We start from the raw sequence: 12,290 nt of genomic DNA on the forward strand, positions 1-12,290 counted from the left end.
TTATTTGCTTTGTAGGAAGTTCTTGAGCAGGGCATGACTATGCTCGGACAGTATTGATTCAGGGTGGAATTGCACGCCCTCAACAGCAAGCTCCTTGTGGCGTACACCCATGATTTCACCCTCAGAAGAGGTAGCTGTAATCTCTAAACAAGCAGGCATGGTTGCTTTTTCGATAGCCAGGGAGTGATAACGCGGCGCTTTAAATGGGTCTGGCAAGTTTTTGAATACACCTACTCCAGTGTGATGAATGCTGTCAGTTTTGCCATGCATCACTTTTTGAGCTCGTACGAGCTTACCTCCAAATGCCTCACCAATTGCTTGGTGCCCAAGGCAAACACCTAAGATGGGAATTTTTCCTGCATAGTGCTTGATGGTTTCGACAGAAATCCCTGCTTCTGTTGGGTTGCAAGGACCAGGTGAAATGCAAATACGCGCTGGATTCAATCTGGCGATGTCACCCACTGAAATTTCGTCATTACGAAATACCTTGACGTCCTCGCCTAGCTCAGCAAAGTATTGAACGAGGTTATAGGTAAAAGAATCGTAGTTATCAATCATTAGGAGCATCGAGTCCTCCTTGTACTAAATCTGCTGCCGTTAAAACTGCGCGTGCTTTAGCTTCAGTTTCTTTCCATTCGGTGGTTGGATCCGAATCGGCTACTACACCAGCACCTGCCTGGGAGTGCAGCATACCCTCACGAATCACCCCGGTACGAATGGCGATTGCCACATCTATATCGCCTGAGAATGAAAGATAGCCAACTGCACCGCCATAAACGCCACGTTTCACAATTTCCATCTCATCAATGATTTCCATGGCGCGAATTTTTGGGGCGCCAGACAAAGTGCCCGCAGGAAAGGTTGCGCGCAATACGTCCATATTGCTCATGCCGTCTAAGAGGTCACCCTCGACTGAGCTCACAATGTGTTGTACGTGAGAATATTTTTCAATCGACATGGAGTCAGTTACCTTAACTGATCCAGTTTTCGCAATGCGACCCACATCATTGCGGGCCAAGTCGATGAGCATGACGTGCTCAGCAATTTCTTTTGGATCCGCCAGTAGTTCTTTTGCAAGGCGCTCATCTTCCTTTGGGTTGGCACCGCGAGGGCGGGTGCCGGCCAATGGGCGAATTGTCACAATTTTTTCTGCCGCACGTTTTTCTTGGCGAACCAAGATTTCTGGGGAAGATCCTACGATTTGCATATCGCCAAAGTCATAGAAATACATGTATGGCGACGGATTTAGCGAGCGTAATGCGCGATAGAGTGCAAGTGGAGAATCGGTAAAGGGTTTACTAATGCGCTGGCCAATAACAACCTGCATGCAGTCGCCGGCCAAAATGTATTCTTTGGTTTTGCGAACCGCATTTTCAAAATCAGCCGCATTAAATTTACGGATTAATTCAGTCTTAGAGCTTGCTAATGAAGGTGGCATAGCCACTTGTTGATTCAGACAGGCCAGTAGTTCCTTTAGGCGAGCTTGGGATTTTTCAAAGCTATCTGAGACATTGGGATCGGCATAAATAATGAAATAAATTTTGCCGGCAACATTGTCAATCACTGCCAACTCTTCAGTGAGCATGAGTTGAATATCGGGCACGCCTAATTCATCTGGTAGATCGTGTTTAGCTAGGCGAGACTCAATATAGCGCACGGTGTCATAGCCAAAATAACCAGCGAGGCCACCGCAAAATCGTGGAAGACCAGTTTGCACTGCCACCTTAAAGCGCTTGAAATAGGCATCTACAAAATCCAGTGGATTGTCAGTATTGGTTTCGACGACATTGCCTTCAGTCACTACTTCATTGACTGGTTTGGTGGGAGCGCCTACGGTGCGAATGATGGTCTTGGCAGGAAGACCAATAAACGAGAAGCGACCAAAACGCTCTCCTCCTAAAACGGACTCCAACAAATACGTATTTTTTTTGCCAAATGCCTGACTCAATTTCACATAAAGCGAGAGAGGAGTCTCGAGATCCGCTAAGACGTCTTTCACGAGAGGAATGCGATTGAAACCCTGCTTTGCTAGGGCGTTAAATTCTTCACGCAACATCAGGCTTTTCCTAGCTTTCCTAATTCAGAGCGCATCGCCTCAATCACTTGTGCGTAATTGTCTTGTCCAAAAATGGCAGAGCCGGCAACAAAGGTATCTGCACCCGCTTTTGCAACTTGAGCAATGTTATCGACCTTAATACCGCCATCAACTTCCAAACGAATATGGCGTCCAGTTTCGGTGGCGTAGCGGTCCAATCGATTGCGTACCTGAGCAATTTTTTGCAAAGTGCTTGGGATGAAGAATTGGCCGCCAAAACCAGGGTTGACCGACATGAGCAGCACGAGATCAATGAGATCAAGAGTGCGATCAAGATGATCTAAGGGAGTTGCGGGATTGAATACGAGACCTGCTTGACAACCCTGATCGCGAATCAAATTGAGTGTGCGATTGACGTGGGGGCTAGCTTCCGGGTGGAAGATTATGAGGTTTGCACCCGCTTTTGCAAAATCGGGAACGATGCGGTCAACCGGTTCAATCATTAAATGAACATCGATTAGCGCTGGCTGACCATTTTTGGTTGCATATGGACGAATAGCCTCACACACTAAAGGGCCAATAGTGAGATTTGGAACGTAATGGTTGTCCATCACATCAAAGTGAATCCAGTCAGCGCCTGCCAATAAAACGTTTTGTACTTCCTTGCCTAAGCAGGCAAAGTCAGCCGACAAAATAGAAGGGGCAATCAGAAATTGACTTTGAGATGGTGTTTTTTGGCTTTCCATCCCTAGATTCTAGCTTGCAGTTGGCCTTGGAATGGAGCAGAATTCGAACGTGAACCCCCATGAAATCAGTATTACGGTCAAGACTCAGTACCTACCAGACCAATCTGAGCCCGATAATCGTCAATTTGCCTTTGCCTACACGGTCACGATTCGCAATACGGGATCAGCCAGTATCCAGCTGATTGCGCGCCATTGGTTCATCACCGATGGGGATAACGACGTGCAAGAGGTTCGAGGTTTGGGGGTCGTAGGCCAGCAGCCTTTACTGCGCTCAGGCGAGCATTTTGAGTACACCAGTTGGGCCACCTTACCTACGCCTGCAGGGACGATGCGTGGGGAGTATTTTTGCGTTACGGAAGATGCTCAGTTCTTTCAGGCCCCAATACCTGAATTTGCTTTAGTAATGCCGCGCACTCTGCACTAACAATCAATCGCTGCTTACTTTTTCCCTTTGCCGGTCCACAGAACGATGAATAACAACAGTCCTAAGGCAATAGCACCCTCAATGACAAACAGAAGCATTGGGTATTCATCTAGTAAATTAGCAATCATGATTTTTCAAATTAAATTATTTCAACTAAGTGTATTCGCTATTGTGATTGCTGCTTTAGTTGCGGGTTGCTCTACACCGCTGACTCGAGGAACGGGCTATCGTTCTGGCGGCTCAGGAGGTGCCCCATCCGCCTATAGTTCTCCCATTGCCAGTTTTAGTGCCGTAAGCTGGCAAGCTTTGCCTGGCTGGCAGGAGGACGATTTATCGCAAGCATGGCCTGCATGGCTCAAGAGCTGCGATGCGTTACGTAAACGTAGTGGTGAATTGAATTGGCGCCAGGCTTGCGCCCAAGCTAGCAATGTATCAAGCCGAGACACACCAGCGATGCGACGTTATTTCGAAAGTTACTTTCAGGTCTATGAAATTCGCAATTCGTCTGGGGGTGATAGCGGTCTCATCACAGGGTATTACGAGCCTGTGATGAATGGATCGTTGAATCGAACGAGTATCTACAACGTGCCGCTCTATGGTTATCCAAATGCATGGAAAAAATCGAAGCCCAATCCAGGACCCACGCGAGCCGATTTAATTGGATCAGGAATTTTGAAGGGGTCTGAGATTGCTTGGGTACAAGATCTAGTAGCAGCTGCATTTATGCAAATACAAGGCTCTGGAAAAATTCGACTGGAAGATGGTCGAGTTATTCGCTTGAGGTTTGCTGGCACTAACGATCAACCTTTTAAATCATTTGCTCAATGGTTATTGGATAGAAAAGAAATCACTCGCAGTGAAGCAACCATGCAAGGCATCTCGCAATGGGCAAAACGCAATCCTAAGTGCGTGAATGAAATGCTTAACGCAAACCCCCGTTTTGTTTTCTTTAAAGAGCTCCCCAGCAATGTGGACGCTGATTTGGGGCCGATTGGTGCATTGGGTGTTCCATTGACGGGTGAGCGAAGTATTGCCATTGATCTTCAGGCAATGCCACCTGGAGCCCCCGTTTTTTTGTCAACGACCAAGCCTTTAAGTAGCCAGCCTTTGCAAAAGCTAGTCATGGCACAAGATACGGGTAAAGCGATCGTGGGCGGTGTCAGAGCTGACTACTATTGGGGTTCGGGGGATGCCGCTGGAGAAATGGCTGGTCGAATGAAACAAAATGGCAAGATGTGGTTATTGTTACCCCGTTAATAAATATTAACGAAGAGAGTAACTCATGAGTTACAAAACCATATTGACCGATATTGATGGCAAGGTTGCTACGATCAGAACCGTCCCGAAGTGCTAAATGCACTCAACGATCAATTGATGGACGAGCTTGGTGAAGCGCTGCTTCGTTTTGACGCCGATGACAACATTGGCTGCATTATTGTGACTGGCAGCGAAAAGGCATTTGCCGCAGGAGCCGATATTGCTTCTATGGCTAAGCGTGGTTTACAAGACGTGTATCGCCAGGATTTTATTTCGAGCAACTGGGGGCATCTGCTAAAAGTTCGCAAACCTGTTACGCATTGGGGGGTGGTTGTGAATTAGCAATGATGTGCGACGCCATTATGGCGGCTGATAATGCAAAATTTGCTCAGCCAGAAATTAAATTAGGAATTATTCCTGATGCTGGGGGTACGCAACGACTACCACGACCCGTATCAAAGGCTAAGGCTATGGATTTGGCATTGACGGGTCGCATGATGGATGCTGCGGAAGCGGAGCGTTCTGGTTTAGTGGCACGCGTTTTCCCGAAGGCAGATTTATTAAAAGAAGTTAAAGCGATCGCCAAGTAGATAGCAGATATGCCTTTGTTAACCACCATGATGGTCAAAGAGGCGGTAAATACAGCTTACGAAACCACACTTTCGCAGGGTATTCATTTTGAGCGGCGTTTATTCCATACCTGCTTTGGAACGAATGATCAAAAAGAGGGGATGGCTGCGTTTATTGAAAAACTCCCAGCAAAATTTACCAACTCTTGAATACGGGCCTGATTAAAGCGTCAGGATTGCTCTAGATAGCGCTGCGCGAGCTTGACCCAGTAACTTGCACCCACTGGAATTAATGCATCGTTGAAATCGTAGGAAGGGTTATGGAGATGGCAAGGTCCCATGCCATGGCCAACGGAGCGGTGATCTCCATCGCCGTTACCTAAAAAGACATAGCATCCTGGCTTATCGAGCAGCATGAATGCAAAGTCCTCTGCACCCATGGTGGGATCAATTGCTGTATTGACATTTTGTTTGCCAACCAATTCGTTCATTACTCCACTGGCGAGCTCCACCTCTTTCTCATGATTAATGAGCGGCGGATAGTTACGATCAAATCGAATTTCTGCTTGGCAATCAAACGCGCTAGCAACACTATGGGCAATCTCGCGCAGACGTTGCTCAATCAAATCCAATACTTCCAACGTAAAAGTACGCACAGTACCGCCAATAAACGCGTTGTCTGAAATCACGTTGCTAGTCTCGCCCGCATGAAATTGCGTTACCGAAAGAACTGCTGCATCAACAGGTCGTTTATTGCGTGTAATGATGCTTTGTATGGCAAGTACCACTTGCGCCCCAGCAAGAACGGGATCGGCACTATTGTGAGGGAGGGCGGCATGACCACCTCTGCCAGTAATCGTGATCTCAAACGAATTGCTAGAAGCCATCATGGGCCCAGCCGTTACTCCAAAATGGCCCGCGGATAATCCTGGCCAATTATGAAGACCAAAGACAGCATCGCATGGAAATTGTTCAAACAGACCATCCTTGATCATTTCTCGCGCACCTGCACCACCTTCTTCGGCTGGCTGAAAAATAAAAATCACCGTACCGCTGAAGTCACGATGATTAGATAAATACTGTGCAGCACCCAATAACATTGCCGTGTGACCATCGTGACCGCATGCATGCATCTTTCCGGGATATTGGGAGGTATGGGAAAAATTATTATGTTCTTGTAGTGGTAACGCATCCATGTCGGCGCGCAAACCAATCATTTTTCTGGACCAAGATCACCATCCAATCTTTCAACAACGCCAGTTTTGCCCATGCCACGAAATACCGTGATTCCCCAACTGGAGAGTGCCTCTGCGACTAAATCGGATGTGCGTGTTTCTTCAAAACGCAATTCTGGATACGCATGAATATTGCGTCGAATTTCTTGAATCGTCTCTGCAGATTCAATGATTTCAGGAAGTAAATGCATCCTTTCATCTTAGCCCAAAGTAGGCTGTAGTGCATGAATTACGGGGTTTTACGCTGGTAACTGAATGTGCTGCGCAGCAAATTCAAGCGCTTCAATAGCGTATGGGCTGTTGTCAGCCTTTTAAGTCCGGAAGGTAATGTCGGAATTAACCCTAAAAACGGGGCATCAATTTTGGCGCGAAGCGTTTCGATATTTTCGGATAAAAACGGCATCTCGGGGGCGATTATATTTCCAATCCAGTCGGCAATATTGAGATGGCGCAAATGGATTGCTTCAGCAGTTAGTGATGCATGATTAATGCAACCCAATTTCATACCTACAACCAAAGTGATGGGAAGACCGATTTGCTGGGCAAAATTCCCTAAGTCTTCATGCGTATTGAGTGGCGTTAAAAAGCCGCCCGCTCCCTCCGTGATTACAGCAATCGCATTGCTGCTGAATTGATCTAAACGAATGCAATATGACATTCAGTTTTAAATCGATGCCTTTAGATTTGGCGACGATGTGAGGCGCTGCAGGAGTATTCAGCACATAGGGGCAAAGGGTTAGCTCTTGATTATGGTTGCCCAAGGCAACCCGAAGGGTTTCGATATCCTCGTTGAGTAATTGACCCTCATTTCCTAAGTATGTTCCGGCAACTACGGGTTTGAAGCCAAGTACTGATTTACCCTGCTCTCGGAGTTTGACAATGAGGGCTCCCGATACCAATGTTTTACCAACTTCAGTATTGGTGCCAGTAATAAAGTATCCAGAGTGGTTACTCATAAAATTTTTTCAATAACGTGTTGTTCAATAGATTGCAACTTTTTGATCAAGCTGCGTAAATCATCTTCGCTATGGTTTGCAGAAAAGGTGATGCGCAAACGAGAGCTGCCGATTGATACGGTTGGAGGTCGAATCGCTGGAATCTAATACCCAGCTTCATCCAATAGTTTTGCGGCTAGTAAAGCGTTGGCATTACTACTTAGGATCAGTGGCTGTATGGCTGTACAGGAACTCACTTTTTCCCAAGTGGAAAACATCATCTCTTGTTGCCAGATATCAATTAAGCGATGAAGATGGTTGCGACGTCGCTTGCCTTCATCCGATTCAATGATCTTTAGGCTTTTTAGCAATGCATGGGCGATAGCAGCCGGCGTTGCCGTGCTGTAGATGTAGGGCCGACCTTTTTGAATCAGCCATTCAATGAATGAATCTTGCGCACAAATAAAAGCCCCACTAATGCCGGCTGCTTTTCCTAGGGTGCCGATATAGATGATTCGCTCTGAATGAATATTTTTTTGTTCCAGAATGCCGTGACCTTGATCGCCTAAGACACCAAATCCATGGGCATCAACTATCAGTAAGAGTGCATCGTATTGTTCGGCAATTGCCAATAGTTTTTCAATGGGCGCAAGACCGCCATCCATGCTAAAAACACCATCCGTCACAATGATCCTGTGTGGTCGGATATCTTTTTTTAGTGAATCGTGCAAAGACTCTGGAGCGGTATGATAAAATAGGATAATCAAGGCATTTGTTTGAATGCTTGCTAAGCGAACGCCATCAATGAGTGAAGCATGATTAAGTCTTGCAGAGTAAATGCTGGTATTTCCTTGGGGTGCCAGCCTTGCAAGTCCAGTGATGGCGGTTAAGTTCGAAAGATATCCTGTACTAAAAAATAGTGCCCGCGTATTGGGAATATGCTTTTGTTGGAACGAGGCTAAGCGCTTTTCTAATTGTTCATGTGCAATGCTGTGGCCACTAATGAGGTGAGAGGCGCACTACCTGCACCATATTTCTGCGCGCCTTCGGATAGGGCATGCGTAATTTCTGGATGGCTTGCAAGACCAAGATAGTCATTGCTACAAAATGCTTTCAGTTTGCGATTTTCAACTAGAGCAACTGTGTCACATGCTGATTGAGTGGTGCGTAATTTACGCTTGAGTAATTGCTGATCTAAGTCGGCAAGTTGATTTTCTGCCAGATTTAGGGCTTTAAAGGTATTTAAGGAATTAGTCATTTAATACATCATTCAATGCGCGTTGAATGGATTGCCCCATTTGTTGTGTCTCATGAGTCGAGAGAATATAAGGAGGCATGACATAAATCGTATTGCCAATTGGTCTTATTAAAACACCCTCATTTAAACATTTGGCGAACATTTCACGAGGAAATACATGGATATTTTTAATGGCTGAGGATTTGATATCAAAAGCCAAAATCATTCCTTGTTGACGCCAATGCTCAATTCGAGAATCCGATTTTGCCCAGGCAAATGCATTGGCTAATTCTTGAGCACGAACCACATTTTTCTCGAGAACATTTTCAGTTTCAAACTGGTTCAGACAAGCTAACGCCGCCGCACAAGCCAGTGGATTACCAGTGTACGAATGGAAATGTAAAAATCTGTGTTTAGTCTGATCCTGATAGAAGGCGCGATAAATTTTTTCGGTTGTCATGCATAGCGATAGGGGTGGATAACCACCGCTAATTCCTTTGGAAAGCGTTAGAAAATCAGGCCAAATTTGGGCGTGTTCACACGCAAAGAATTTATCGCCACGACCGCATCCTACGGCGATCTGATCAGCGATCAGGTGAATTTGATAACGCTCGCAAAGATTTTTAACCCGCCGCAAATATTCTGGTGAATACATGGCCATTTGGCCAGCACATTGCACGAGTGGCTCAACAACAATGGCTGCAATATGCTCATGTTCTTTGGCAAATAATTGATCTATTTCCATGGCAGCTTTATTTGCAACTGCTTCTGCATTTTCGCCATTGATGGCTTTGCGCGCATCCGGTGACATTACGGTATAAACATCTTGCAAAAGTGAACCGTATGCTTCTCGAAAGATAACAACATCTGTTGCTGCAAGTGCACCAAGGGTTTCTCCGTGATATCCATTTTCTAGGAAAACAAATTTTTTCTTTTGGGACTTGCCATTAGGTTGCCAATAGTGATGACTCATTTTGAGTGCTATCTCTATTGCGGAGGCGCCGTCTGATGCATAAAAGACGTGACCTAAATTGCCTTACGTCAGGGCAGTCAGTTTTTCAGAGAGCTCGACTACGGGTTGATGTGTAAAACCGGTGAGCATGACATGCTCAATTTTTTCGAGTTGTGCGGTGATCGCGCTATTGATGTGGGAATTTGCATGACCAAATAAATTGGTCCACCACGAGCTAATGCAATCTAAGAGCGCGTTCCCTTGTTCGTTATAAAGCCAAGCCCCTTTGCCCATAGCAATCGCGACCAATGAAAAGGATTCGTGATGCTTCATCTGCGTGCAGGGATGCCAAACGGCATTTAGGCTGCGTTCAACGAGGCTGGCTTGATTTAAACCCGAATAACCTTCATGTTTGATATTTGACCACTAGTTTTTCCTGTTTTAGCCCTGTATCTGTTATGTTTATGTCTTGGAATCACCCTATTTTCTGGAATTTGCCCATGTTGGACGCCCAAACCGCTGAAAAATCCCTTACCCAAGTCAAATCAAAGGCTGAATTACGCAAAGAACTTGATCTGGCTGGTGATTGGACCGTTGCCAAGGTTGAGGCTTTATTTGACCTCCCATTCAATGAATTAATGCTCAAGGCCCAGGAGACCCATAAGGCTTATTTCCCCGAGGGGGATGTGGAATTAGCCACTCTGCTGTCGATTAAGACCGGCGGCTGCCCTGAAGACTGTGGATATTGCCCTCAAGCAGCGCGCTATGACACCGACGTGAAGGCGGAAAAGTTGATGGGGCTAGAAGATTTTGGAGGCCGCGAAGGCGGCAAAAGCAGCAGGCTCCAATCGTTTTTGCATGGGGGCCGCTTGGCGCGAACCCAAGGATCGTGACATCGAAAAAGTGACGGCAATGGTTAAAGGCGTAAAAGCATTAGGCCTTGAGACCTGTGCAACATTGGGTATGCTGGAGGCAGATCAAGCACAAGCGTTATCCGACGCAGGTCTTGATTTTTATAATCACAATCTCGATACCAGCGAAGATTTTTATCGCTCAGTCATTTCAACGCGTGGTTATCAGAATCGTTTAGATACGATTTCAAACGTACGATCTGCGGGCATGTCAGTGTGTTGCGGTGGCATTGTTGGCATGGGAGAGTCTCGTGAACAGCGCGCAGCATTCTTAACGCGTTTAGCGAATTTAAGTCCCCATCCTGAATCGGTTCCGATTAATCATTTGGTTCCTGTAGCGGGCACTCCGTTAGCGGAACAAAAGCCATTAGATCCACTTGAGTTTGTGAGAACCATTGCGGTTGCTCGTATCACGATGCCAAAAGCACGCGCGCATTTATCGGCTGGCAGACAAGAGCTTGGTAGGGCTGTTCAGGCTATGTGTTTCCTGGCTGGCGCAAACTCTATTTTCTATGGTGAGCAACTACTCACTACCGGTAATCCTGAGGCAGAGCAAGACCGTGCGCTCTTGGCTGAGCTTGGCTTAAAGACAAAACAAAGCTGCAAAGCAGAGGTTTTGGTCTAGAGATTTTCCTGCCAATGTCACCGGTTGATCGCCTGATTATTGAGTTTGATACCGCCTTGCGGTCTATTGTTGGCGGCGCAAATGCCAGCCGTCCCATACCGGAATCTCAGTCGACTACAAAACATATTCTTGATGCTGCTGAGCGTAAACATGCAGCAGGATTAATGCGTGTGAATCATGTTGGTGAAGTTTGCGCACAAGCACTTTATCAATCACAAAAATTGGTAGCACGCGATCCTCAAATTCGAAAGATGCTTGAACATTCTGCGCAAGAAGAAATGGATCACTTGGCGTGGTGTGAAACTCGCCTCAAAGAATTGGATTCACATACAAGTTATCTCAATCCCTTTTGGTATGCAGGATCTTTTGCAATTGGTTTGTTTGCAGGTTTAGCTGGCGACAAATGGAGCTTGGGATTTGTTGCGGAAACTGAAAATCAAGTTGAGGCACATCTGGAAAATCATCTTGAGAAACTGCCTTTAGAAGATCAGCGTTCACGAGCAATTGTTGATCAGATGCGCATCGATGAGATTGAGCATGGACAAGCTGCTTTACATGCTGGTGGAACAACTCTTCCAGACGCGGTTCAGAAAATCATGCAAACCGTTTCGCAGGTCATGACTACCACTACATACAAAATTTAATTTAGATTGAACGGGATTTAAATTTTTAGAAATATTTATTGCTTAATTTATTAAATATTGGACATAAATACAGTATTTTTTGGATTATTAGGTGATATATCTAAGATGCCATCTTAAGTATATTTTCTAAGCTATTGTTTCAAGTAGCTATTTTATTACAAAGATTTTATGAACATACGATGCTAAGTGTTTGTAAACATTAGAGAAATTCCTAAAAATACCCAAAAACACTTGACCCTATTATGGCGATCCTCTAAAGTGGGAGGAAGTGTGAAAAAGTGGGGTAAATGGTGTTTCAAGGTGCGTCAGATCTTAATTTGGATGCAAAAGGCAGGATGTCGATTCCGGCAAAGCATCGTGACGATCTTTTGGTTCAGGGTGAGGGACGTGTCACCCTGACAAAACATCCAGACGGATGCCTCTTGCTATTCCCAAGACCCGAGTGGGAAAGTTTTCGCGCGCGGGTTGCTCAGTTCCGATGGATGCGCATTGGTGGCGCAGAATTTTTCTTGGTAATGCTGCTGAAATGGATCTTGATAGCGCGGGTCGTGTTTTGGTAGGCCCTAAATTACGTCATGCCGCAGGTATAGAAAAAGAAGTGATCTTGCTGGGTATGGGAAGTCACTTGGAGTTGTGGGACGCGGCTACGTATGCTGCAAAAGAGCAGGCTGCAATTGCACTAGGCATGCCTGAAGCACTCAAGCAATTTAATTTTTGATG

At 45.8% G+C, this 12,290-nt stretch carries 10 protein-coding genes and 5 pseudogenes; 6 read left to right on the forward strand and 9 right to left on the reverse strand.

Annotation, left to right across the window (positions count from 1 at the left end; translation table 11 throughout):
* The 3 genes from BQ1619_RS00500 to rpe are packed head-to-tail and all read right to left on the reverse strand — an operon-like array spanning position 1 to position 2,781.
* Positions 1–567, reverse strand: coding sequence for an anthranilate synthase component II (locus BQ1619_RS00500; protein WP_114661603.1), 567 nt, complete (start codon positions 565–567; stop codon positions 1–3).
* On the reverse strand, positions 551–2,056 hold the full coding sequence (gene trpE / locus BQ1619_RS00505; RefSeq protein ID WP_114661604.1) for an anthranilate synthase component I: 1,506 nt from the start codon (positions 2,054–2,056) through the stop codon (positions 551–553). The genes BQ1619_RS00500 and trpE overlap by 17 nt, the downstream gene beginning before the upstream one ends.
* A complete protein-coding gene (gene rpe, locus BQ1619_RS00510) occupies positions 2,056–2,781 on the reverse strand; it encodes a ribulose-phosphate 3-epimerase (RefSeq protein ID WP_114661605.1) in 726 nt (241 codons plus the stop codon). Before rpe ends, trpE begins: the two co-directional genes overlap by 1 nt.
* 31 nt (positions 2,782–2,812) lie before the next feature.
* On the opposite strand from rpe, the gene apaG reads away from it, so the two are divergent.
* From apaG to BQ1619_RS00525, 3 genes and pseudogenes are all read left to right on the forward strand, one after another.
* Positions 2,813–3,205 carry a Co2+/Mg2+ efflux protein ApaG gene (gene apaG / locus BQ1619_RS00515; RefSeq protein WP_415065773.1) on the forward strand — a complete coding sequence of 131 codons (393 nt, stop codon included), beginning with the start codon at positions 2,813–2,815 and terminating at the stop codon, positions 3,203–3,205.
* Between the two features lie 126 nt (positions 3,206–3,331).
* Positions 3,332–4,462 carry a murein transglycosylase A gene (gene mltA / locus BQ1619_RS00520; RefSeq protein WP_114661606.1) on the forward strand — a complete coding sequence of 377 codons (1,131 nt, stop codon included), beginning with the start codon at positions 3,332–3,334 and terminating at the stop codon, positions 4,460–4,462.
* A 25-nt stretch (positions 4,463–4,487) separates the two neighbouring features.
* A pseudogene (locus BQ1619_RS00525) lies at positions 4,488–5,241 on the forward strand (enoyl-CoA hydratase-related protein).
* A 20-nt stretch (positions 5,242–5,261) separates the two neighbouring features.
* Here the strand turns inward: BQ1619_RS00525 and BQ1619_RS00530 are convergent.
* The 6 genes and pseudogenes from BQ1619_RS00530 to bioA form a co-directional block, all read right to left on the reverse strand.
* A pseudogene (locus tag BQ1619_RS00530) lies at positions 5,262–6,457 on the reverse strand (M20 aminoacylase family protein).
* A 38-nt stretch (positions 6,458–6,495) separates the two neighbouring features.
* The gene (gene bioD / locus BQ1619_RS08825; protein ID WP_197711796.1) at positions 6,496–6,924 is read right to left on the reverse strand and encodes an ATP-dependent dethiobiotin synthetase BioD; all 429 of its coding nucleotides are present in this window, start codon (positions 6,922–6,924) and stop codon (positions 6,496–6,498) included.
* Positions 6,827–7,222: an ATP-dependent dethiobiotin synthetase BioD gene (gene bioD / locus BQ1619_RS08830; RefSeq protein WP_197711797.1), complete on the reverse strand. Its 396-nt coding sequence runs from the start codon at positions 7,220–7,222 to the stop codon at positions 6,827–6,829. The genes bioD (BQ1619_RS08825) and bioD (BQ1619_RS08830) overlap by 98 nt, the downstream gene beginning before the upstream one ends.
* Positions 7,223–7,365: 143 nt before the next feature.
* A complete protein-coding gene (locus BQ1619_RS00540; RefSeq protein WP_415066228.1) occupies positions 7,366–8,205 on the reverse strand; it encodes an aminotransferase class I/II-fold pyridoxal phosphate-dependent enzyme in 840 nt (279 codons plus the stop codon).
* The gene (locus BQ1619_RS10530) at positions 8,172–8,459 is read right to left on the reverse strand and encodes a hypothetical protein (RefSeq protein WP_415065775.1); all 288 of its coding nucleotides are present in this window, start codon (positions 8,457–8,459) and stop codon (positions 8,172–8,174) included. The genes BQ1619_RS00540 and BQ1619_RS10530 overlap by 34 nt, the downstream gene beginning before the upstream one ends.
* Positions 8,452–9,723 (reverse strand): annotated as a pseudogene (bioA, locus tag BQ1619_RS00545) (adenosylmethionine--8-amino-7-oxononanoate transaminase). The gene BQ1619_RS10530 and the pseudogene bioA overlap by 8 nt, the downstream one beginning before the upstream one ends.
* A gap of 242 nt (positions 9,724–9,965) precedes the next feature.
* On the opposite strand from bioA, the pseudogene bioB reads away from it, so the two are divergent.
* The 3 genes and pseudogenes from bioB (at position 9,966) to mraZ (ending at position 12,288) form a co-directional block, all read left to right on the forward strand.
* Positions 9,966–10,926, forward strand: a pseudogene (bioB, locus tag BQ1619_RS00550) (biotin synthase BioB).
* Between the two features lie 14 nt (positions 10,927–10,940).
* On the forward strand, positions 10,941–11,570 hold the full coding sequence (gene coq7, locus BQ1619_RS00555; protein WP_114661608.1) for a 2-polyprenyl-3-methyl-6-methoxy-1,4-benzoquinone monooxygenase: 630 nt from the start codon (positions 10,941–10,943) through the stop codon (positions 11,568–11,570).
* A 290-nt stretch (positions 11,571–11,860) separates the two neighbouring features.
* A pseudogene (gene mraZ, locus BQ1619_RS00560) lies at positions 11,861–12,288 on the forward strand (division/cell wall cluster transcriptional repressor MraZ).
* Positions 12,289–12,290 lie beyond the last annotated feature (2 nt).

Origin of the sequence: Polynucleobacter necessarius (genome assembly GCF_900095195.1) — a bacterium.
Classification (GTDB): Bacteria; Pseudomonadota; Gammaproteobacteria; order Burkholderiales; family Burkholderiaceae; genus Polynucleobacter; species Polynucleobacter necessarius_G.